Genomic DNA, 21677 nt, shown 5'->3' on the forward strand with positions numbered 1-21677 from the left:
AACAAACTATCTTTTATCTAAGCGTTTACATCTTGCAAAACCGTGACCTCAAACATAAAATTGTTGTGACTATAATCGTTTCTATTATATAATGCTTAATGTTGTCGAATTTTCATGCACCTTCATGAAGCAGAGGAGATGGGCATTTTGATAAGTCAATTATCTTGGAAGATTGGCGGACAGCAGGGTGAAGGCGTAGAGAGTACCGACCGTATTTTTTCCACAGCGCTTAACCGGCTAGGTTACTACTTATATGGGTACCGTCATTTTTCATCACGTATAAAAGGCGGTCATACAAATAATAAAATCCGTATCAGCACGAAGCCGATTCGGGCGATCTCGGATGATCTGGATATTTTGGTCGCATTCGATCAGGAGAGTATTGATCTGAATGCTCGCGAATTGCGCAAAGGCGGAGTCATCGTAGCGGACGCCAAATTCGATCCGGCCGTACCGGATGGAATCGACGCCCGCTTATTTGCTGTGCCGATTACGAAGATGGCCGAAGAGCTTGGCACATCTCTTATGAAGAACATGGTAGCTTCCGGCGCATCATGGGCATTGCTCGGCCTGCCGCTTGAGGTGTTCAACCAAGCGGTGGAAGAAGAGTTCGGCCGCAAAGGACCGGCGATTGTGGAGAAGAATATTGAAGCGGTGAAGCGCGGCGCCGAGTTCGTGCTGGAGCAAGCGGGCGGACCGCTGGACGAATTCAAGCTGGACGAAGCAGACGGCAAGCAGAAGCTGTTCATGATCGGCAATGAAGCGATCGGACTTGGCAGCATCGCGGCTGGCTGCCGGTTGATGTCCGCCTATCCGATTACACCGGCATCTGAAATTATGGAATATCTTATTAAAAAGCTGCCGAAGTTCGGCGGTACCGTCGTTCAGACAGAGGACGAGATTGCGGCTGTTACGATGGCGATTGGCGCGAACTATGCCGGTGTCCGTACTATGACGGCATCCGCAGGGCCAGGTCTGTCGCTGATGATGGAGGCCATTGGTCTGGCAGGTATGACCGAGACGCCGCTAGTTATTATTAACACGCAGCGCGGCGGCCCATCGACCGGCTTGCCTACCAAGCAGGAGCAGTCCGACTTAAATGCGATGGTATACGGCACGCATGGCGAGATTCCGAAGGTCGTCATTGCGCCGGCTTCCATCGAGGATTGCTTCTACGATATGATAGAAGCGTTCAATGTGTCAGAGCAATATCAAGTTCCTGTCATTGTGATGACAGACCTGCAGCTATCGCTGGGCAAGCAGTCCTGCGAGCCGCTTGATTATAGCAAGGTGCAAATCTCGCGCGGAAAACTGGTGACAGACGCTCCTGCACTGGAAGGACCGGAGCTGTTCAAGCGCTATGAGTTTACCGAAGACGGCATCTCTCCGCGTGTGCTGCCGGGCGAGAAGGGCGGATTGCATCACGTGACAGGCGTAGAACATGACGAAGTGGGCCGTCCGTCTGAGAACGCAGTGAACCGTCAGCGCATGATGGATAAGCGTCTCAATAAGCTGAATAGTCTATTGATCCGCGATGCGATTCGCGTCGATGCGCCAAATGATACACCTGATTTATTGATTATCGGCATGGGATCGACGGGCGGAACGATCGATGCGGCTAGAGCTATGCTAGAACAAGATGGGGTGAAGACGAGTCATATTACGGTTCGCCAAATCCATCCGTTCCCTACGGATGCGCTCAAGCCTTATTTGGAAAAAGCCAAAAAAGTCGTTGTTATTGAGAACAATGCTACGGCTCAGCTGGCTGGCCAAATTAAAATGTACGCGGGCTTCTCCGAGAAGATCGAAAGCCTGCTGAAGTACGACGGCAATCCATTCCTTCCGCTTGAAGTCTATAAAGCAAGTAAGGAGCTGAGCTAAAATGGCAACGTTCAAAGAGTTTCGTAACAATGTGAAGCCGAACTGGTGTCCAGGCTGCGGAGACTTCTCGATTCAGGCCGCGATTCAGCGCGCCGCAGCGAATGTAGGATTGGAGCCGGAGCAGTTGGCGGTTATTTCCGGCATCGGCTGTTCCGGGCGGATATCCGGCTACATTAACGCATACGGTCTCCACGGCATTCATGGCCGTGCGCTTCCGATCGCACAAGGCGTCAAGCTCGCCAACCGCGAATTGACGGTCATTGCTTCGGGCGGCGACGGCGACGGCTTTGCAATCGGCATGGGGCATACGGTTCATGCGATTCGCCGTAACCTGAATATTACGTATATCGTGATGGATAACCAGATCTATGGCTTGACGAAAGGCCAGACGTCTCCACGCAGCGCGGAGGGCTTCAAGACAAAGTCGACGCCGGAAGGCTCGATCGAGACGACGCTTTCTCCGCTGGAGATTGCCATGTCGGCAGGCGCAACCTTTGTGGCCCAGTCGTTCTCCAGTGATCTGAAAGGATTGACGAGTCTGATCGAGCAAGGCATCATGCATGAAGGCTTCTCCTTGATCAACGTATTCAGTCCATGCGTCACGTTCAACAAAATCAATACCTACGATTGGTTCAAAGAAAATATCGTCAACCTGGAGCAATTCCCGGATTACAATCCGAGCGATCGTGTAGCGGCCATGAATAAAATTATGGAGACGAACGGCATGCTGACGGGCTTGATCTATCAGAATACGACTCGCAAGTCTTATGAAGATATGATCTCGGGCTTTAAGCCTGAGGGATTGGCGAAGCAAGAGCTTGCCATTTCTGAAGAGCAATTCGATCAGCTTGTCGCCGAATTTAAATAAATGCTATGATAAGCATACGGCTCGGGGGCCGTATGCTTTTTTATAGCTATTAAGGAATAAATCAAGAGAACAGGAGTGCAACAACATGAGCAGACAAGTACCAGTAGGCGTATCGGCACGACATATCCATCTATCGGAGGAACATGTACATATATTGTTCGGCGAGGGTTATCAATTGACGGAGATGAAGCCATTGTCACAGCCGGGACAATATGCGGCGAATGAGACCGTGGCTGTTACTGGCCCGAAGGGCTCCTTCGGCAAAGTGCGCATTCTGGGTCCGGTGCGCAAGCGCACGCAGCTTGAAGTGTCCCGCACCGATGCATTCGCGCTGGGCGTTAATCCTCCAGTACGCGAATCCGGCGATATTGCAGGATCTGAAGGAATTACAATTCAAGGTCCAGCTGGCGAAGTTGTCATTGAGGAAGGCGTAATTGTGGCAGCGCGCCATATTCACTTCCATACAAGTGACGCGGAGCGCCTCGGCATTGCCGATAAGCAAAAGCTGCGTGTTCGTGTAGGCGGTGATCGCGGCGTGGTGTTCGAGCATGTGGTCGCACGCGTCTCGGCTGACTTTGCGCTTGATATGCATATCGATACGGACGAAGCGAATGCGGCAGGCGTGAAAAATGGAGACATAGCGGACATTATCGATTAGTTAGATTGGATCAGCGAGGAAGGCTCTTTGGGTGTGAAACCCGAAGAGCCTTTTTTTTGCTGCATGTCAAATTCTGAATTGACTTAACCGTTCATAGTGTATATATTATATATATACATTAAATACATGATAGACGGTGGTAGATCTATGAATATCATTTTATCGAATGCGTCCGATGAGCCCATCTACGGTCAGATCGTCCGGCAGATTCGCAGTCTGATCTTGAATAGTGAGCTGTCTCCTGGACAGAGCTTGCCATCCATACGCCAGCTTGCGAAGGATTTGGGGATTAGCGTCATTACGACGAAGCGTGCCTATGAGGAGCTGGAGAAGGAAGGGCTGATTGATTCCGTTGTGGGCAAAGGCTCTTTCGTCTCCGGAGCCAACCCTGAGTTTATTAGAGAGCAGCGGCTTAAGCAACTGGAGAGCAAGCTGGCTGACATAGTCGAGGAGAGCCGTTCCCTTCAGTTGACCTTGGAGGAGCTCTTCGACCATATTCGACTTATTGATCAAGGGATGGAGGAGTAGAGAATGGAACAGCATGTCATTGAAGTACGCAACTTAACCAAACGCTTCAAGAGGTTTGCGCTGGAGGATATTCAGCTCGATATACGGCAGGGGTTTATTACCGGATTGATCGGAGCTAATGGAGCGGGCAAGAGTACACTTATCCGGCTGATTATGGGAATGGCGGTTCCCGCGGCAGGAGAGATTCGCGTCTTCGGACGCAGCGTTCAGAAGCAGGAGGCGGAGATTAAGGAACGGATCGGCTTTGTAGCGGATGACAGCCACTTCTACGAGCAATTGACAATAGGGATGCTGAAAACCATTTACGCACCGTTCTACAAGAAGTGGGACGATAGATTGTTCAAGCGGTATCTGGACCGTTTCGAGCTGTCTCCCAAGGCCAAGGTACAAAGCTTGTCCAAAGGGATGAAGATGAAGCTGTCGCTGGCGCTTGCTTTGTCCCATCAAGCCGATTTGCTCATCATGGATGAGCCCACAGCAGGCCTTGACCCCGTATTTCGCAGAGAGCTGCTGGAACTGCTTGCCGAGCTTATGCTGGATGAGCGCAAGTCCATTCTGTTCTCGACCCATATTACGACCGACCTTGATCGTGTTGCCGATTATATTGCTTTTCTTCATAAAGGAAGCCTGGTCTTCAACGAGTCGAAGGAAGGGCTCTTTGATCGGTACGGCCTTGTGAAAGGGAGCAATGAGCTGCTGGATGCGGATGTTCGCAAGCTGTTTGTCGGTATTCGTGAGACGGGCACCGGATTCGAGGCGCTGACGGATAACCGTCAATCGGTGGAGTCGTTACTCGATGGCCATGCGCAGGTAGATAGGCCGACTCTGGAGGACATCATGTTCTTCACCGCGAAAGGAGCGGCGGCGCATGTATAACCTCATTCGAAAAGAAGTTATTGTGCTGAGGTGGTATTTCCTTTTTAATGCAGGCTATGCGTTAGTGTTTGGCGTATTTTTGCAGTCATCCTTTAGTCCGCTAATGATCAGCATGCTTCCTCCTATTATGATGATGATGTTCGCTGCCAATATGGAGCTTCGCAACAAGGCTATGATGTTTATCGGGACACTGCCGATCAGCCGCAAGCAAATCGTATCTGCTAAATATGTTACGGTCTTTTTCTATTATCTTATCGGACTCATCTTAATGGCTGTGATCCATGCCGCTAATGAATTTGCATATTCGGTTGAAAATACGATGGCTATGAGTGCCGAGATTACAATCCTAATGATATTGCTGTCCTTCAGCTTTACGATGCTATATGCAGCGTTTTATTATCCGATTCAATATTGGCTCGGGGTCAAATACTCGAATATCATTTCATTCGTGTCTATCTTTTTTATGGTCATTGTGCTCAGTACGGTTGCGAACATTATTGAGAAGTTCTCTGATTATCTAATAGCGAATGAATTTGTTGTTATCGGCATTCCTGCGCTTAGCCTATTGCTCTTTTATGGTTCGTACCGGCTATCGCTGATCATATTTACGCGGCAGGATATGGCGGGCTAGACCGTGAAAGGGGAGTTTGACATTATCGCCTTGTTTTATCTGTTACGAAAAGATTTTATTGGGCTAAGGTGGTATTTTCCCTTTGTGGCGATCTTTGCTCTTATATTTGGCTGGAATTTTCGAACTTCAGTCTCGCCGCTTTTGATCCTAGTGTTGCCGACTGTAATGATGGTCATGCTGACAGCCAGTATTGAATTTCGAAGCAAGAGCATGATGTTTGTATCCACATTACCGATAAACCGCAAACAGATCGTCTTAGCCAAATATACAGGGATAACCATTCAGATACAAAAAAGCAGCTTGCATCGATGCAAGCTGCTTTTCTTATATTGCAGTTAGTGACCCATCATCATAGATACATCCGGCTTGTCGGATGCGGCAACACCGTCATCCTGTTGCTTCGGCTTGCGAAGCAGCAGGGCAACCAGAATGCCGAACACGCCGATGCAGGACAAGACGAAGAAGGCGTCACCGAATGACAGGTATGGAATTTCCGGTCCCGGGTTCTGAGCGGAATAATGCTTGATCCGGTCCGCCAGAAGCGTAGACAGACCCGCAATGGCGAAGGAACTCATAACCTGCTGAGCCGCGCCTGTAAGGGACGTTACCCGGCCGACAAGATGTCTTGGCGCGGATTGAATGATGTGTGTATTAAGCGGCATCATGGAGAAGCCCATGCCGGAGCCCAGCAGCACAAGTGGCACCATAATTTGCGGAATCGTCGTATCCACCGTAATGTTGGACAGTAAGTATGCGCCCGTCGATACAAGGAGCAGACCGAAGATAACGACAGGCCGCGCGCCCACCTTATCGAACAGCTTGCCGCCGATCGGCATGAACACCCCAGCCGAAAGCGCCTGAGGAAGCAGGATCAAGCCAGTCTCGAACGCGGAGTAGCCTTTCGCCTGAATCAGGAATAGCGGAATAAGGAAGAGCGTTCCGAACAAGGCGATTTGTACGATCCATTGCAGCACGACGCCGCGCGTGAAGTCGGCGGATTTGAATACGCGAAGCTCCAGCAGTGGATTCTTGCGGCGGAGTTCTGCAACAATGAAGATGACAAGGGCGACGCCGCCGACAATCAGACCGATCAGTGTTTCCGGCGCTGTCCAGCCGCTGCCGCCGCCGTGCTCGCTGCCTGCGGAGCTAATGCCGTATGCAAGCGCCGCAAAGGCTAGCGGAGCGAAGATCATACCCAGCAAGTCAAGCGCAGGCACCGTCTGACGCTCCAGATTCGGCAGTGTGCGAAGGCCGATAATGACGGCAATAATGCCGATTGGCACATTGATCAGGAAGATCCAATGCCATGTTGCATATTCAACCAGCCAGCCGGCAACGACAGGGCCGGAAGCGGGAGCCAGCAGCATGGGAATGCCGATCATGCCCATGACAGCTCCTTGCTTGCCCGGAGGGCTAAGCCGGTAAGTGAAAGCCATTGCGATAGGGGCAACCATACCGCCGCCCAGACCTTGGATGACACGGAAAACAATTAATTGCTCGACGGTTCCGGCAAGGCCGCAAAGGATCGAGCCGATCGTGAACATGACGACAGATAGCAAAAAGATCTTTTTGGCTCCGAATTTGTCGGACAGCCATCCAGCCAGCGGAATGACGGCCGCTTGTGCAAGCGCATAGCCGGTTACCGTCCACTGAACAAGAGTGAACGTGCTTTCGAATTCCACCATGAACTGGTTCAAGGCGACATTCATAGCCGTTCCATCCAAAATGACCATAAACATGCCTACGATGATCGCTAAGAGCGGAAGCATGATGCTGCGTATGGATGGTTCGCCGTTATGCGGTGCTGGTATTGAAGGTGAAGCCATTGCGTATTCCTCCTATCCCATAAAGGGTGTTCTCTTTCTTTCATTGACCTGCCGCAGCACCAACGCTAAAATAAAGGTGGACGACAGACTGCGGACAATTGTCCGCATTTCTGAATCATATAGAGGAATCCATTAAAAGTCAAACGAATTTTTTGGTTATAACGGTTCTCTTGGAAGAGAAAACATATGATATTTATAGAGCATGAAATAGATAAATTGAAGCAAGGAGAATTGAGATGTCGGCGACTGAAAACAACCGATCCAAGGAAGAGCTGAGCAAATGCATTAAGGATATCGCTACGCAATTGTTCAGCGAACATGGCGTAGAATCGGTCAGTATGCATCAGATTGCCAAGTCGGCTGGAGTAGGGCAAGGCACGCTGTACCGAAGGTATGCAAATAAAGCCGATTTATGCATTGGACTCATGCAGGATACCTTCGATCAGATGCAGAGCACAATCAACGGTTATATCCGTGAGACGGCTAATCGGCCTGTTCACGAGAGGCTCCGTGGGGTTATAGGGATTCTGCTCGATTTTCTGGGCGAGAAATCGAAGATGCTGGGCGTGATACAAGCGCAGCTTATGACCGAAAGTAATAAAGATGACTTCTATCAGTCTCCGCCCTACCTATTCATGCATGGCATCCTGACAGATCTATTATCCGAGCTGCCTGACGAAGACAGGCTGAAGCAGATCGACGCGCCTTTTATCGCACATTCGTATATCGCGGTATTGTCCCCCCATACTTACAGGCATCTTGTATGCGTGAAAGGGTATAGCCACGAGCGGATTTATGAGCAGTTTTGCAGCTTGTACATCGATCCCTTGTTCAAGTCCTGAGGCTTCTGGCAGGCTTTGGATCGCAATCGCTTCCAAAAGCTGATGTACCAATGGATTAGGCAAGGTCGATGTGGTATAATTTTGTATTGTTGTGTTGGAATGAATTTGCAGTAGCATGACGGATCTAGCATAAAGGAAGTGACAAGAGACATGACGAAAGAGACTCCGAAAGCGCCAGCCGCTGCAGGCGGCAAAGGCGAAAAGGACTATTCCAAATATTTCGACTTCAGCGATGCCAAAATCCTGAGCGAGGAGGATGGCGTCACGACTCTACGCATTAAAGGGCGCAACATCCAGCTATCTTCCGCTCCTTCCTATAAAGACGAGAAAAAACGGGGCAAAGAAGAGATTCAGGTACATTATGACTTTTCCATTCCGGAGGAATTGCGGACGATGGGAAGGGGCAAGCATTATTTGATTCAAACCTATGGCTGCCAGATGAATGAGCATGATACCGAAGTGATGAAGGGCATGTTCGAGGAGATGGGCTATACCGCCACGGAGGACCGGAGCGAGGCGGATGTCATCCTGCTTAACACATGCGCGATCCGGGAAAATGCGGAGGACAAGGTGTTCGGCGAGTTGGGCCATCTGAAGGTGCTGAAGACAGAGAAGCCTGATTTGCTGCTAGGCGTTTGCGGCTGCATGTCCCAGGAGGAATCCGTTGTAGGGCGTATCTTGCAGAAGCACTCCTTTGTCGATATGATATTTGGGACTCACAATATTCACCGCTTGCCGCATTTGCTTCAGAATGCCTATTACAGCAAGGAATTAGTCGTCGAGGTGTGGTCCAAGGAAGGCGACATTATCGAGAACATGCCGAAGAAACGCGAGGGCATGCGAGCATGGGTGAACATCATGTATGGCTGCGACAAGTTCTGTACTTATTGCATTGTGCCATATACGCGCGGCAAGGAACGCAGCCGCCGTCCGGAGGACGTCATTGCCGAGGTGCGCGAGCTGGCGCGCCAAGGGTATAAGGAAGTGACGCTGCTGGGGCAGAACGTCAATGCGTACGGCAAGGACTTCGAGGATATCGCATATCGGTTCGGCGATTTGATGCACGATATGTCTAAGATCGACATTCCGCGAATCCGCTTTACGACCAGCCATCCGCGAGACTTTGACGATCATTTGATCGGGGTGCTGGCAAGCCGCGGCAATTTGGTGGAGCATATCCATCTTCCCGTTCAGTCGGGCAGTACGGAAGTGTTGAAGCGGATGAGCCGCAAATATTCGCGCGAGATGTTCCTTGACCTGGTGTCACGCATTAAGAAAGCAATACCGGATGTCGTGTTAACCACGGATATTATCGTAGGCTTCCCGGGTGAGACGGACGAGCAATTCGAGGAGACGATGTCCCTTGTGCAGGAAGTCGGATTCCACTTTGCCTATTCGTTCATCTATTCTCCGCGCGAGGGCACGCCTGCAGCCGGTATGGAGGACAACGTGCCGATGGAGACGAAGAAGCGCCGTCTGCAGCGGTTGAATGGGCTTCTGGCTGCACTTAGCCGTGAGAAGAACGATGATATGCTGGGCGAAGTGATTGAAGTGTTGATTGAAGGCGAAAGCAAAAACAATGCCAATGTTCTTTCGGGACGCACCCGGACGAATAAGCTTGTCCATATGGAAGGACCCAAGGAGTGGATCGGATCGTTCGTGCATGCGAAGGTTACCGAGACGCAGACCTGGTATATCAAAGCAGAGCCGATACTGTCGGCTTTAGACGAAGCCGTTAGCTAACGGCCATTACAGGAGAGATGACGAATGGCAGAACATCAACATGAGCATGGCGTAGCTTGCAGCCATCATGGCGGCACGACGGATATCCCGTCGTTCCATACGCGCGATCTGATCGTGAAAGAAGACATTATGGCGAAAGCCAAGGAGCTTGCGGAAGTGATATTCCATTCCGACGAAGTTCAGCTATACCGCCGCGCAGAGCAGCAGATTAACACCAATGAACGCGTACAGGTGCTGATCAACCAAATCAAGAAGAAGCAGAAGGAAGTAGTCGCGTTCGAGAAAACATTCAAAAATCCGGATATGGTAAAAAAAATCGAGACGGAGATGGAGTCGCTTCAGGACGAGCTGGACGGCATTCCGATCGTAACGCAGTTCCAGCAAAGCCAATCCGATATCAACTATCTGCTTCAGTTGGTTGTAACGGTTATCCGCGACACCGTGTCAGACCGCATTAATGTGGAAGACGCGAGCGAGCCTGATCCCGAGAATTGCAGCGATTAATAAATAAAATGAACAAAAGCCGCTTGCCGGCTACGGCTGATTGCCGTAGGGGCGAGCGGCTTATTTTCTTGGTTTGTCATTTAGCCTTGGGCTTCGCGAGGAGCGGCTGCAGCCGTCTCGGCTGCGTCTGCGCTGCGGAACCGGAAGACAAATGAAGCAAGCGATACGGCTGCCAGCGCGCCAATAAACGCTTTGATGGCGTCGCCTGGCAGGAAGGAGCTGCCGACGATAAAGGTTTTGGTCCAGGTATATTCAGCTGTATATTTCATCCATAGCAATCCCGGAACATAAGACAGCATGGAGCTGAGGATAAAGAAGATAAGAAAAAATCCGATGAGCGCGTAAGCCTTATTCGAGATGATGCGCTTCGACGTCAGCAGCTTATGTACCGCAATACTGGCGAACATAGCGCAGAACGGGAAGGCAAAGATGAATCCGCCGGTCGGCCCGATCAGATGCGGGATTCCGCCCTTGCCGCCGAACAAAGGCAATCCGAAAGCAGAGAGTACAATGACGACAAATATGCTGGCGAACGCAAGCCGGGGCCTGAGGAACAAGCCGGACAATATAACGGCGAAGGTCTGCAGCGTAATGGGAATAACGGAGAAGTTGAGCTTCATCTGCTGCATGCTCAGCACGATGAACAATGCGGCGAATAATGCGACGTACACGAGTGATCGAATAGAAATGGATTTCATGATCGATAGAATCTCCTTTTCATACTTGCGGAATTATTGTTAACCAATTATTATGTATTCAGGTTAACAAATCGAATTCTAGCACAGCCTTTCGATCATGGGAAGAGGTAAGGGGAAATTTTTTTGAGTCAACATATACAGCTTGAACTAATCGATGTCTCTTATGCGCCGATCTCATTGGCAAGTGAGCCGAGCGCAGATGTACTCGCGGATATTCATTTGACAGTGAATCGCGGCGAATGGATTACGATACTAGGTATGAACGGGAGCGGGAAGAGCACGCTTCTGAAACTAGCAGGAGGTCTCATCCGTCAAGGCGTTCGGGGCAGCCTTCATAGAGCGGGCAGCCAGGGCGGGAAGCCGATACCGATTGTCATGCAGCAGCCAGACGCGGGCCTGGTTGGCTCCACGCCATGGGAGGACGTGGTCACCTTGCTGGAGCGGCAGGGGGCTCCAGCCGATGGTCTGGTTCTGCGCGCGGAGCAAGCGCTTAGGGAGGTTGGTCTTGAAGGCCGCATGCATCAGCCCCTCGATACGTTATCCGGTGGCCAGAAGCAGCTCGTAGCCATTGCAGGCTGTCTCGCGGCAGATGCTCCTATTCTGCTGCTCGACGAGATCACCGCGATGCTCGATCCGGGGATGACCGCGATCGTGTGCGGTCATGTCAGGCGCTTGCATCAGCAAGGAACGACCGTGCTTTGGATAACCCAGCGCCTGGAGGAGCTGCTTCCGGGGGATCGTACGCTCGTCTTGAAGGACGGCCGTATCGTATTTGACGACTCAGCCGGAGCGCTATTCCGGCGTACGGCCTCGGAACCCCCGGATAGTCCGGGAGAGCAGGTAGGCTTCGTGGCTCCTTATACGGTTAAGGTTGGATGGGAGCTTGCGGCACAGGGGATTGAGCTTCCGTTCATTCCATTAACGGCGGATCAGCTGGCAGAGGCGGTGACTGGCTATGGCCGCTGATTGGCAGTTGGACAAGATTAGTGTGTATGCTTCCGGGGACACGGAGCAAGCGCTGCTGCAAGACGTGAGTATGCGTATGGAAGCGGGGAAGATTATGCTGCTGCTGGGCCATAACGGAGCGGGGAAATCAACGCTGCTGGAGAGTCTGGCGGGCCTTCGTGAGCTGGGAAGCGGATCGATAAAGCTGGGAGAAGAATCCTTGTGGACGGAGAAGGGAAAGAAACGGCTTAACAGCGCTGTCATCCGCCGCATAGGCATTGCTATGCAGCAATCGGAAGCGCAATGGTTCGCATCTACCGTTAGAGAGGAGCTTGCCTTTACGTTGCGGCCTTACCGTATGGAAGGCCCGGAAGCAGATGCTCGCATGCAAGCGGCCATGAGCAGCATGGGGCTGGATGGTTCTCTCCTTGAACGAGACCCCTGGACGCTCAGCGGCGGCCAGCAGCGCAGGCTGGCCATCGCTTGTCTCCTGGCATGCGAACCGGATTGGCTGCTGCTGGATGAGCCAACGGCAGGTCTGGATACAGAGGGCATCCAGCGCTTGGTCAGCATGCTGTCGGATTATCGGGCGTCTGGTCGCGGAGCGATCGTAGTGACGCATGATCTTGAGGCACTGCTGCCATTAGCAGATAGCTTGATCATTATACGCGATGGCAGAGCATACGAAGCAGCTCCCGCTGAGGCGGCGCTGGCGCTGGGCGCAGCCTCGCCCCAAGCGATGCTTGCGGAAGCGATGCTTCAAGACAAGGGCTTACTGAGTGAGAGAAGCCCGATCCCCGTAACGAAGGGAATGGGTGATTCATTCTGGCAACGGCCGGAAGAGCTGGCCCGGCGCTTGGCTAGGGAACTGCTGAGTAAGGAGACAGCGGCAGCTGCTGAACAGGTCCAACCGCAACCGGAAGCGAAATTTACTCATCCAGTAGCACGCGCTGGCAAACCAATTGAGCAATTATATGATTATGATACGGGGAGCGATACTGCTAGCAGGGCAAGTGAAAGGGATACGAATCGCATAAAGCTTGAAGAAAAATTCGATCCCAGAGCGCTTGTCTCCGCTTATTTGATCCTGACGACAGGCTTTTTAACCCTCAATAGCTTGCCCAAACTTGCTGTTGGTGCGTTAATTGCCAGTGCGTGCATCTTGCCCTTTCGCAAGCTGCTTATTCCGTTGTTGCCAATCATTCGAGGGTTTCTTTATTTTTCCCTCGCTTTTATTCTGATCGGAGCAATATCGTTGCAGCCGTTCGAGCTGCAATGGAGCAAGTCCGAGCCCCTCGCTATTAGAATGATTCAGCTATGGTTCATTATGATGCTCGGGATGCCGCTGCTCACGCTCATGTCACCGATTCGATTGCAGCGGGGACTGGAGCAAACATTCGGATGGATGACCAAGCTACGAGTGCCGATTCATTCGCTTAGCTTGCTGGTTATGCTGATCTTTCGTTTTATTCCGTTGCTTATGAAAGAATGGGGCCGGTTCGCCAAGATTGTGAAGGCGCGTGGAAAGTCCACGGCAAGGGGAAGTGCCATTCCGCTTCGGCTGCTCCCCTATCTGTTCGTTCCTTATATCCGTGCCATCCTTCGGATGGCAGAGAGCATGGCGGACGCCTTGGAGGCAAGGGGGTTCGGTCAGCATGCAACCCGTACGACCCAAGGCTTCAAGCTCTCTTTTACAAGCGCGGACGGGAGGCTTTTGCTTGCTGCTATTGCAGCTTGCGCAATATTGTTAGCTGCCCGATTCTGGTTGTAGCGTAAGCATTCGGGCCAACCATCGATCTGCTTCGCCAATCCAATGACCTTCCGAATCGGCCTGCAGCGTATGCCAGCCTACAGCGGCGCCTTGGCGCAAATTCTTGTCCTGATCATCGATGAACAGGACAGGGGCCGAGGCTGGAAGCAAGCTGCTGGCATAGTCGTAGAGCTCTCGCTGGGGCTTGCTCATGCCGACCTGGCTGGAGATAGTGACGGTGGTCAGAAAAGGCCGGACCGATTCTAGAATAGGATCGACCCAGGCAGACAGATGATTGCTTAATATATGAATATCGGCTTGTTTGTTCCACTTTGGCAGTTCAAGCAGACCAGGCAGCGGGGTCAGGCTCTCCAACAGGATGGCCTGGCCATGCGCAGCGCTTAGGGATGGAACCTGAGAGCCGATCCAATCCCAGAATTGCACCTCAGACCAATGTCCAACCCATAATCCCCGACTCAATTCTTCTTTATATTTGGCATATAACAGCTCCACCGGAGACTCCGCATGTTTGGCGACCTCATTCCAGAAGCGGGGCGACAGATTGGTCGCAAGCACGCCTCCGATATCCAGCATCAACTGAGGTCGCCTGTCGCTTGCTGCTGAATAACCCTCATTTTTTTGATCAATCATACCGTATTCAACCCCTTATCATCTTCACTTTATCTTATTCTCTCGTTGATTGTCACGCAGAACACTGTGAACCTGCAAAGTGCCTGCCTGCTTACTCTACGCTCATCTTATCGCGCGACAAAGTGTCGGCGAAGCGGAAACGTCAGCCCATGTTGTTTCGTATAAGGGATAGGTTGTAGACTATAGGTAGTAAAGCAATCATTCCTAAATGATATCACGGAAAGAGGAGGCCTCTATATGGAGCAAGAACAAACACAACCAAAGGGAAACAGATGGCTAAAAGAAATCAAGGACTGGACGCTGTCGCTAGGCATAGCGATCGTCGTCGCGCTATTATTCCAAAATTATGTGTATGCGCAAACCGAGGTACATAACGTATCGATGCAGAACACGCTGGTAGAAGGCCAGCGGCTGATTGAGGACAAATGGTCCTATCGATTCAATGATCCGAAGCAAGGAGATATCGTCATCATTAACGGACCGGAACATGAAGATGGCCGGCTGGTGAAGCGGATCATTGCGCTGCCGGGACAAACAGTTGATATGAAAGACGGTTACGTGTATGTCGACGGGATAAAGCTGGAAGAATCCTACGCGAAGGGGCTTACTTATCCCGATGTTGTAGAAATTCCTTTCACCGTACCTGAAGGGCATGTATTCGTCATGGGTGACAATCGAGAAAAAAGTATGGACAGCCGAGCATTCGGAGCAGTAGCGCTCGATAGTCTGGAGGGCAAGGCGGTCTATCGGATTTGGCCGCTCGGCAAGTTCGGAGGTCTTCAATAGGCATTCCCGCTGAAACGTAATAATTTTGTAATAAAAGCGTTCAGTTTCGTTTAGAAATGGTCTTTATGATAGACGATAGGTGAAAACATTGATTTCATCGAATACACGGAGTGTGAAGCAGTGTCTATAAAGGTAAAGCTTTATATGTCTTACCTGGCCATGGCTTTTGTTCCGGTGATCCTGCTCATGCTGTTTATGCTTTTTATTTTCTTTGCCGGTGAGAAGCAGGATTTGCGGGAGTTTACCGACGCCAAACAGAACGAGAGCTTTAATCAGGCGATTATCTACGGAGAGTTGTCTTATGTCATTCGGGAAGATACGGCGAAGCTGGAGAATGAGGCGTTTCTGAAAGGGTTGCAGGAGCGGCTTATGGAACAGTGGGCCGGTTTTATGCTTACCCGAAGCGGAGAGGTTACGGAGGTTTCGCCTTTTCTGCAGGAACTCTCACCGGATGAGGATTGGAAGGTGCTTGCCGACCAGCCTCCGGAGCAGATGTCCTTCAGACTTTATCGGTTCACTTCTCATGAGATCGAATTTGCTTACCCGGATGGAAGTCCTGGAACGATGGTCTTGTTCCATCGTGCGGAACCTGTCCCCATATTCTGGCACCCGCTCACGCTGCTGGCAGGCCTGCTCTTTGTCTGTCTGACGAGTCTGCTGCTGACCTACTTTGTTTCCCGCAGCATCATCCGGCCGATTCAATCGCTGCGTACGGCAGCGCTCCGAATCAAGGAGGGAGATCTGACGCATGAGCTTCGCACGAGGAAGGCAAAGCTAGGCAAGCAGAATGAAGTCGACCAGCTTGGCTCCGCCTTCGAAGAGATGCGTATCCGGCTGAAGCATTCCATTGAGCAGAGCTTGCAATATGAGGATAACCGAAAGCAGCTGTTATCGCATATCTCCCATGACCTGAAGACGCCGATCTCTGCAATCAAAGGATATGTGGAAGGCATTATGGACGGCATTGCCAATACCGATGAGAAGCGTGTGCGATATATGCATACCATCTATCGCAAGGCTACCGACATGGACCAACTGATCGACGAGCTGTTCCTCTTCTCAAAGCTGGATCTGCAGAAGGTTGCTTACGACTTCAAGGTCGTCGATATTGGCCGATATGTGGAAGATTTCATGGGCGAGCAGCGCTTCGATCTGGAGAAGGCGGGCGTTGCCTTGAAGTTCGAGGACTTCTCCGAGGGAGGACTACAGGTTGCGGCTGACCCTGATAAGCTGAATCGTGTATTCACGAACATCTTGAACAATTGCGTGAAGTATATGCAGCAGGATGTCGATGATCGGGAAGACGTGATTACGGTAAGGATAAGAAGTGAAGATGAACACGCCATCATCGAGATCGATGATACCGGTCCCGGGATTGACTTGGCAGATTTGCCTCATATCTTTGACGGCTTCTATCGGGCGGAGCAGTCCCGAAACTCAGAGACCGGCGGCAGCGGGCTGGGACTTGCCATCGTCAAGCAGATGACGGAGGGGCATGGCGGCTTTGTCTGGGCGGAGAACTTGCCGGAGGGAGGAGCGCGCTTCTGCATCAAGCTTCCCCTCAGAACGGCAATCAAGGCGGTGAACGAGCATGAAGAACATATTGATCATTGAAGATGAGAAATCGATCGCCGAGCTCGAACGCGATTATTTGGAAAGTCATGGATATCAAGTGCAGATTGAAGGCAGGGGCGATATCGGCCTGCAGCTGGCGCTTGATGGCAACTATGATCTGATTATCGTGGATGTGATGCTGCCGAAGCTTGATGGCTTTGAGATTTGCCGTGAGATTCGGGTGCGTCAGAACACCCCGATTATTATGGTGACATCCAAGAAGGAAGATATAGACAAGATAAGAGGACTGGGGCTTGGAGCCGATGATTATATGACGAAGCCATTCAGTCCTAGTGAGCTTGTCGCACGTGTCAAAGCCCATCTTTCGCGCTATGAGAGGTTGACGGCTGATAAGTCAAGCCTTGGGCAGCATATCCAAATTCGCGGCCTTACGATTGATAAGGAGGCGCGGCGCGTCACCATACATGACGAAGAGGCTATGTTGACCACCAAAGAGTACGAGCTATTGCTGCTTCTTGCGTCCCATCCCAACCGCGTATTTGAGAAGGAGAAGCTGTTCGAGCGGATTTGGGGGCTGGATTCCAATGGCGATGCGGCCACGGTAACCGTCCATATCCGGCGGCTTCGCGAGAAAATCGAGCACGACCCGTCCAATCCCCAATATATCGAGACGATCTGGGGCGTTGGTTATCGGTTTAAGGTATAGCAGAAAGAGAGATAGAAGACGAGGAGTGGAGAGCATTGAAAAGTGTTATTAAGTTTTCATTGAACAACAAGTTCGCACTGTGGATCATGACTCTCATCATCCTGTTCTCCGGTCTATACGCCGGCACGAGCATGAAGATGGAGACGATTCCGGATATTACGATTCCGATCGTCAGCGTAACGACGGTATATCCGGGCGCGGCCCCGGAAGAAGTGATGGAGAAGGTTACGAAGCCAATCGAGCAAAGAACGCGTAATTTGAGCGGCGTTAATAATGTATCCTCGACCTCCTTCGAGAATGCTTCCTCCGTCGTCATCGAATATACGTACGAGACCGATATGGACAAGGCAGCCGAAGAGGTGAAGAGCCTTCTGTCGGAGCTGAAGTTTCCGGAAGGCGTTCAGGCGCCTGGTGTCTCCCGCATCAGCATGAATGCGTTCCCGGTGCTGTCGCTCAGCTTGTCGAATGACGGGCTGGAGCTGGATCAGCTGACCAAGCAAGTAACGGAAAATATTTTGCCTCGTCTGGAAGGCCTTGACGGCGTAGCGGATGTACAGATTTCCGGACAAAACATCATGGAAGGCGAATTGGCTTTCAACGCTGAAGCTTTGGCTGCAACGGGCTTGACCGAGGATGCTGTGAAGGGCATCATTCAAGCTTCCGCGCTTTCTGTGCCGCTTGGCATCTTCGAATTCGGCGATACCGAGAAGTCGATTCTGGTAGACGGCAACATCGTAACCGAAACGGATCTGAACAACCTTGTGCTGCTTCCAGGCGTGAAGCTAAGCGATGTTGCGGATCTGAAGATTACCGGCAAAGCGGAGTCCGTATCCCGCACGAACGGCAAAAACGCAATCGGCATCAGCATTGTCAAATCAGCCGACGCCAATACAGTCGATGTCGTCAATCGGGTGAAGGATAACATTAAAGAGCTGGAAGAAGCGAACGAAGGGCTGACGATTACGGTTGCGTTCGACCAAGGCGAGCCGATCGAAGCATCCGTTCATACGATGCTGAGCAAAGCGCTGATTGGTGCGCTGGCGGCTGTCATTATCATCCTGTTGTTCCTGCGCAATATTCGCTCAACTATTATATCCGTCGTATCCATCCCATTGTCGATTCTGATGGCGATGCTTGCGCTTAAGCAGATGGATATTACGCTGAACATTATGACACTTGGCGCGATTACCGTTGCGATCGGCCGCGTCATCGATGATTCCATTGTCGTCATCGAGAATATATACCGAAGAATGTCTCTCTCCAGCGAGAAACTGAAGGGCAAGGACCTCATTCTGGAAGCAACGCGGGAAATGTTCGTGCCGATTATGGCTTCTACGGTCGTAACAGTAGCCGTATTCCTGCCGCTCGGATTCGTATCCGGCATGGTTGGGGAAGTGTTCATGCCATTTGCGCTGACTGTCGTATTCGCCTTGGCAGCATCGCTCGTCGTCGCGGTTACGGTCGTGCCGATGATGGCGCATATGATGTTCCGCAACGGACTTAAGGCAAATCAAATTCATGAAGATAAACCTGGACGCCTGGCGCTTTGGTACAAGAAAGTGCTGCGCTGGACGCTGGATCATAAGTTCGTCACCTTTGCAGCAGCCGTGCTGCTTCTTGTAGGCAGCTTATTCCTGGCTCCTGTAGTCGGCTTCAGCTTCTTGCCGGCCGATGAGCAGAAGTCGATGATTATTACGTATAGCCCTGCTCCTGGTGAGACTCGCGACCAAGTAGAGGAAGTCGCGCTGGCGGCTGAGAAGGTTTTGATGGAACGTGAAGGGATCTCCGTCGTGCAATACGCGGTAGGCGGACAAAATCCGATGAGCCCGGGCGCTTCCAAATCGGGATTGTTCAACCTTTCCTATAACAAAGATTTCAAAGGATTCACAGAAGAAAAAGAAAAAATCATTCCGCTGCTGCGCGAGCTTGGCGGACAAGGCGAATGGAAGGAGCAGGACTTCTCCGGCGGCCTTGGCGGTTCAACCATTACGATGAACGTATATGGTCCAGATATGAAGGCGTTGCAGCCTGTCGTTGATGATCTGATGGCCAAGCTTGGTGAAAATTCGGATCTGAAAAAAATCAGCTCCAGCTTGTCCGAGACCTATGATCAATATCGTATCGTCGCTGATCGCGACAAGCTAAGCCAATATGGGCTGACAGCAGGTCAGGTCGCCATGGCGCTGAGTCCTGTGCGTGACCGTCCGCTTCTGACAACAATTGAGAAGGACGGGGAAGACATTAATGTCTACCTGCAAGTTGAGGAGAAAACGTACCGCAATCTGTCCGATCTGGAAAATGTGATGATCATGTCGCCGCTTGGCATGGAAGTTGCTCTGAAGGATTTAGTGAAGATTGAAGAAAGTGAATCGCCGAACACGATTACGCGTCTGAACGATCGAATCTATGCATCGGTATCCGCTGATGTAGCGGCATCCAATGTAGGCGCAGTATCTGCAAACATTCAGAAAACAATCGACAGCATGAAGCTTCCGGGCAACGTCAATATCGACATGGGCGGCGTTACGGAGCAAATGAATGAGACATTCTCACAGCTTGGCATGGCGATTCTGGCGGCAATAGCGGTCGTATATCTCGTGCTGGTGCTGACGTTCGGCGGAGGATTGACGCCGCTGACGATTCTGTTCTCGCTTCCGTTCACCGTTATCGGCGCTATGCTGGGCTTGCTTGTTACGGGCGAGACCATTAGTGCAACTGCGCTTATCGGGGCTCTAATGCTCATCGGTATCGTCGTCACGAACGCAATTGTATTGATCGACCGCGTCATTCACAAAGAGAATGAAGGGCTCACGGTTCGTGAAGCGCTTCTGGAAGCCGGCGTAACGCGTCTGCGTCCGATTCTGATGACGGCGATCGCAACTGTCGGAGCTTTGCTTCCGCTCGCATTCGGCTTCGAATCCGGCGGCTTGATCTCCAAAGGCATGGCCGTTACCGTTATCGGCGGCTTGACGAGCTCGACGCTGCTTACGCTCATTATCGTACCGATCGTCTATGAATTCCTGAATCGGAAAAAAGCGAAAAAAGGCGCTGCAGCGGTAACAAAATCCTAATAGGAAGTTTTGAGATTGCAGCCCTGTGGATAATCGTCCACGGGGCTGCTTTTTTGATATAATGACTGTGGAATAAACGGGAATGAATGAGATCATTTTTATCACGGATAGATAGGGAGAGTGGCAACAGAATGAATCCGCAATCGACTAAAATAGGCTTTATTGGAACAGGCGTCATGGGCGGCAGCATGGCGAGCCACGTACAGCAGGGAGGTTACGAGGTTCATATTTATACGCGTACAAAGGAAAAGGCGCTCCCGCTTATCGAGCAGGGCTTGATCTGGCAGGAGACGCCATCCGATCTGGCACGGGTCTGCGACGTTATTGTGACGATGGTCGGTTATCCGTCCGACGTGGAAGAGCTGTATCTGGGGCCGTCCGGCCTGATTGACTCCGCTCGCAGCGGGACGTACTTTATTGATATGACAACCTCCAGTCCGGCATTGGCAAGACGCATCTACGATGCGGCTAACGCGCGCGGCATGCATGCGCTGGATGCTCCCGTATCGGGCGGAGATATCGGTGCGCGCAATGCGGCGCTGACCATTATGGCTGGCGGCGATCGCGAGGACTATGAAGCGGTGCTGCCGATCCTGTCGCGAATGGGTAAGCAGATGCTGCTGCAAGGCGCAGCCGGAGCTGGCCAGCATACGAAGATGGCCAATCAGATTGCGATTGCCTCTACGATGATTGGCGTATGCGAAGCGCTTATCTATGCAAAGAATGCCGGGCTTGATCTGGACAATGTCCTCCAGAGCATAAGCGCCGGAAGCGCAGGCAGCTGGTCACTCAGCAATCTGGCGCCGCGCATCGTTGCCGGGAACTTTGAACCGGGCTTTTATGTGAAGCATTTTATTAAGGATATGGGCATTGCGCTTGATGCTGCAGCGGAGATGGACATAGAGCTGCCTGGCTTGGCGCTTGCCAGAGAGCTATACCAGCGAATTGCTGACACGGGACTGGGAGATAAAGGAACTCATGCGCTCTACAAAGCTTGGGACTAGCGGCCGAATCCGTTCATTTGTGACTAATAGTGATATACCGCTATGACTAAACAACGGCTTGCCTGGTTAAACTAACCACAACTCTGCCAATTTGGCGTAAGATAGGGAGATGGTTTTCGATTATAGGCCAGGTC

At 51.5% G+C, this 21677-nt stretch carries 20 protein-coding genes; 17 read left to right on the plus strand and 3 right to left on the minus strand.

The window, feature by feature from the left end; all coding sequences use genetic code 11:
• Positions 1-147 precede the first annotated feature (147 nt).
• From ACFVSO_RS15030 to ACFVSO_RS15060, 7 genes are all read left to right on the plus strand, one after another.
• Positions 148-1881: a 2-oxoacid:acceptor oxidoreductase subunit alpha gene (locus tag ACFVSO_RS15030; RefSeq protein ID WP_387474857.1), complete on the plus strand. Its 1734-nt coding sequence runs from the start codon at positions 148-150 to the stop codon at positions 1879-1881.
• 1 nt (position 1882) lies between these two features.
• On the plus strand, positions 1883-2749 hold the full coding sequence (locus ACFVSO_RS15035) for a 2-oxoacid:ferredoxin oxidoreductase subunit beta (protein WP_387474859.1): 867 nt from the start codon (positions 1883-1885) through the stop codon (positions 2747-2749).
• 85 nt (positions 2750-2834) lie between these two features.
• Entirely contained in the window at positions 2835-3407 is a 573-nt protein-coding gene (locus tag ACFVSO_RS15040; protein ID WP_387474861.1) for a phosphate propanoyltransferase, read from the plus strand.
• A gap of 147 nt (positions 3408-3554) precedes the next feature.
• A complete protein-coding gene (locus ACFVSO_RS15045; RefSeq protein WP_387474863.1) occupies positions 3555-3935 on the plus strand; it encodes a GntR family transcriptional regulator in 381 nt (126 codons plus the stop codon).
• Positions 3936-3938: 3 nt separating this feature from the next.
• Entirely contained in the window at positions 3939-4811 is an 873-nt protein-coding gene (locus ACFVSO_RS15050; RefSeq protein ID WP_387474865.1) for an ABC transporter ATP-binding protein, read from the plus strand.
• Positions 4804-5442: an ABC-2 transporter permease gene (locus ACFVSO_RS15055; RefSeq protein ID WP_387474867.1), complete on the plus strand. Its 639-nt coding sequence runs from the start codon at positions 4804-4806 to the stop codon at positions 5440-5442. Before ACFVSO_RS15050 ends, ACFVSO_RS15055 begins: the two co-directional genes overlap by 8 nt.
• A gap of 3 nt (positions 5443-5445) precedes the next feature.
• A complete protein-coding gene (locus ACFVSO_RS15060; RefSeq protein ID WP_387474869.1) occupies positions 5446-5781 on the plus strand; it encodes an ABC-2 transporter permease in 336 nt (111 codons plus the stop codon).
• On the opposite strand, the gene ACFVSO_RS15065 is transcribed toward ACFVSO_RS15060, so the two are convergent.
• Positions 5778-7268: a DHA2 family efflux MFS transporter permease subunit gene (locus tag ACFVSO_RS15065; RefSeq protein ID WP_387474871.1), complete on the minus strand. Its 1491-nt coding sequence runs from the start codon at positions 7266-7268 to the stop codon at positions 5778-5780. The genes ACFVSO_RS15060 and ACFVSO_RS15065 overlap by 4 nt on opposite strands.
• A gap of 236 nt (positions 7269-7504) precedes the next feature.
• Between ACFVSO_RS15065 and ACFVSO_RS15070 the strand changes: the two genes are divergently transcribed.
• The 3 genes from ACFVSO_RS15070 (at position 7505) to ACFVSO_RS15080 (ending at position 10357) form a co-directional block, all read left to right on the plus strand.
• Positions 7505-8110: a TetR/AcrR family transcriptional regulator gene (locus ACFVSO_RS15070; protein WP_387474874.1), complete on the plus strand. Its 606-nt coding sequence runs from the start codon at positions 7505-7507 to the stop codon at positions 8108-8110.
• Positions 8111-8260: 150 nt separating this feature from the next.
• Complete coding sequence (gene miaB / locus ACFVSO_RS15075) at positions 8261-9853, plus strand: tRNA (N6-isopentenyl adenosine(37)-C2)-methylthiotransferase MiaB (RefSeq protein ID WP_387474876.1); 1593 nt, start codon at positions 8261-8263, stop codon at positions 9851-9853.
• A gap of 24 nt (positions 9854-9877) precedes the next feature.
• Complete coding sequence (locus tag ACFVSO_RS15080; RefSeq protein ID WP_387474878.1) at positions 9878-10357, plus strand: YlbF/YmcA family competence regulator; 480 nt, start codon at positions 9878-9880, stop codon at positions 10355-10357.
• Positions 10358-10437: 80 nt separating this feature from the next.
• Here the strand turns inward: ACFVSO_RS15080 and ACFVSO_RS15085 are convergent, their stop codons facing one another.
• The gene (locus tag ACFVSO_RS15085; protein ID WP_387474880.1) at positions 10438-11055 is read right to left on the minus strand and encodes a biotin transporter BioY; all 618 of its coding nucleotides are present in this window, start codon (positions 11053-11055) and stop codon (positions 10438-10440) included.
• Positions 11056-11178: 123 nt separating this feature from the next.
• On the opposite strand from ACFVSO_RS15085, the gene ACFVSO_RS15090 reads away from it, so the two are divergent.
• Both ACFVSO_RS15090 and ACFVSO_RS15095 read left to right on the plus strand, forming a co-directional pair.
• Entirely contained in the window at positions 11179-12021 is an 843-nt protein-coding gene (locus ACFVSO_RS15090; protein ID WP_387474882.1) for an energy-coupling factor ABC transporter ATP-binding protein, read from the plus strand.
• Positions 12011-13771 (plus strand): ATP-binding cassette domain-containing protein, encoded by a 1761-nt coding sequence (locus ACFVSO_RS15095; protein ID WP_387474884.1) that lies wholly within the window; start codon positions 12011-12013, stop codon positions 13769-13771. The genes ACFVSO_RS15090 and ACFVSO_RS15095 overlap by 11 nt, the downstream gene beginning before the upstream one ends.
• Here ACFVSO_RS15095 and ACFVSO_RS15100 read toward each other — a convergent pair.
• Positions 13748-14401 carry an HAD family hydrolase gene (locus tag ACFVSO_RS15100; RefSeq protein ID WP_387474886.1) on the minus strand — a complete coding sequence of 218 codons (654 nt, stop codon included), beginning with the start codon at positions 14399-14401 and terminating at the stop codon, positions 13748-13750. The genes ACFVSO_RS15095 and ACFVSO_RS15100 overlap by 24 nt on opposite strands.
• Before the next feature lie 237 nt (positions 14402-14638).
• Here ACFVSO_RS15100 and lepB point away from each other — a divergent pair, with 237 nt between their 5' ends.
• The 5 genes from lepB (at position 14639) to ACFVSO_RS15125 (ending at position 21543) form a co-directional block, all read left to right on the plus strand.
• Positions 14639-15187, plus strand: coding sequence for a signal peptidase I (gene lepB / locus ACFVSO_RS15105; protein WP_387474888.1), 549 nt, complete (start codon positions 14639-14641; stop codon positions 15185-15187).
• Between the two features lie 120 nt (positions 15188-15307).
• The gene (locus ACFVSO_RS15110) at positions 15308-16801 is read left to right on the plus strand and encodes a sensor histidine kinase (protein ID WP_387474890.1); all 1494 of its coding nucleotides are present in this window, start codon (positions 15308-15310) and stop codon (positions 16799-16801) included.
• On the plus strand, positions 16779-17468 hold the full coding sequence (locus tag ACFVSO_RS15115; RefSeq protein WP_387474892.1) for a response regulator transcription factor: 690 nt from the start codon (positions 16779-16781) through the stop codon (positions 17466-17468). Before ACFVSO_RS15110 ends, ACFVSO_RS15115 begins: the two co-directional genes overlap by 23 nt.
• Positions 17469-17503: 35 nt before the next feature.
• Complete coding sequence (locus ACFVSO_RS15120; protein ID WP_387474894.1) at positions 17504-20539, plus strand: efflux RND transporter permease subunit; 3036 nt, start codon at positions 17504-17506, stop codon at positions 20537-20539.
• A gap of 131 nt (positions 20540-20670) precedes the next feature.
• The gene (locus ACFVSO_RS15125; RefSeq protein WP_387474896.1) at positions 20671-21543 is read left to right on the plus strand and encodes an NAD(P)-dependent oxidoreductase; all 873 of its coding nucleotides are present in this window, start codon (positions 20671-20673) and stop codon (positions 21541-21543) included.
• The last annotated feature ends 134 nt before the right edge of the window (positions 21544-21677 follow it).

Source organism: Paenibacillus sp. NPDC057967, assembly GCF_042887015.1.
Lineage (GTDB): Bacteria > Bacillota > Bacilli > Paenibacillales > Paenibacillaceae > Pristimantibacillus.

What these genes read in the sequence shown, in the direction of transcription:
- ACFVSO_RS15035 (WP_387474859.1), top strand. Translation starts at nt 1,883, where the DNA reads ATGGCAACGTTCAAAGAGTTTCGTAACAATGTGAAGCCGAACTGGTGT.
- ACFVSO_RS15040 (WP_387474861.1), top strand. Translation starts at nt 2,835, where the DNA reads ATGAGCAGACAAGTACCAGTAGGCGTATCGGCACGACATATCCATCTA.
- ACFVSO_RS15045 (WP_387474863.1), top strand. Translation starts at nt 3,555, where the DNA reads ATGAATATCATTTTATCGAATGCGTCCGATGAGCCCATCTACGGTCAG.
- ACFVSO_RS15050 (WP_387474865.1), top strand. Translation starts at nt 3,939, where the DNA reads ATGGAACAGCATGTCATTGAAGTACGCAACTTAACCAAACGCTTCAAG.
- ACFVSO_RS15055 (WP_387474867.1), top strand. Translation starts at nt 4,804, where the DNA reads ATGTATAACCTCATTCGAAAAGAAGTTATTGTGCTGAGGTGGTATTTC.
- ACFVSO_RS15065 (WP_387474871.1), bottom strand. Translation starts at nt 7,268, where the DNA reads ATGGCTTCACCTTCAATACCAGCACCGCATAACGGCGAACCATCCATA.
- ACFVSO_RS15070 (WP_387474874.1), top strand. Translation starts at nt 7,505, where the DNA reads ATGTCGGCGACTGAAAACAACCGATCCAAGGAAGAGCTGAGCAAATGC.
- miaB (WP_387474876.1), top strand. Translation starts at nt 8,261, where the DNA reads ATGACGAAAGAGACTCCGAAAGCGCCAGCCGCTGCAGGCGGCAAAGGC.
- ACFVSO_RS15080 (WP_387474878.1), top strand. Translation starts at nt 9,878, where the DNA reads ATGGCAGAACATCAACATGAGCATGGCGTAGCTTGCAGCCATCATGGC.
- ACFVSO_RS15085 (WP_387474880.1), bottom strand. Translation starts at nt 11,055, where the DNA reads ATGAAATCCATTTCTATTCGATCACTCGTGTACGTCGCATTATTCGCC.
- ACFVSO_RS15095 (WP_387474884.1), top strand. Translation starts at nt 12,011, where the DNA reads ATGGCCGCTGATTGGCAGTTGGACAAGATTAGTGTGTATGCTTCCGGG.
- ACFVSO_RS15100 (WP_387474886.1), bottom strand. Translation starts at nt 14,401, where the DNA reads ATGATTGATCAAAAAAATGAGGGTTATTCAGCAGCAAGCGACAGGCGA.
- lepB (WP_387474888.1), top strand. Translation starts at nt 14,639, where the DNA reads ATGGAGCAAGAACAAACACAACCAAAGGGAAACAGATGGCTAAAAGAA.
- ACFVSO_RS15115 (WP_387474892.1), top strand. Translation starts at nt 16,779, where the DNA reads ATGAAGAACATATTGATCATTGAAGATGAGAAATCGATCGCCGAGCTC.
- ACFVSO_RS15125 (WP_387474896.1), top strand. Translation starts at nt 20,671, where the DNA reads ATGAATCCGCAATCGACTAAAATAGGCTTTATTGGAACAGGCGTCATG.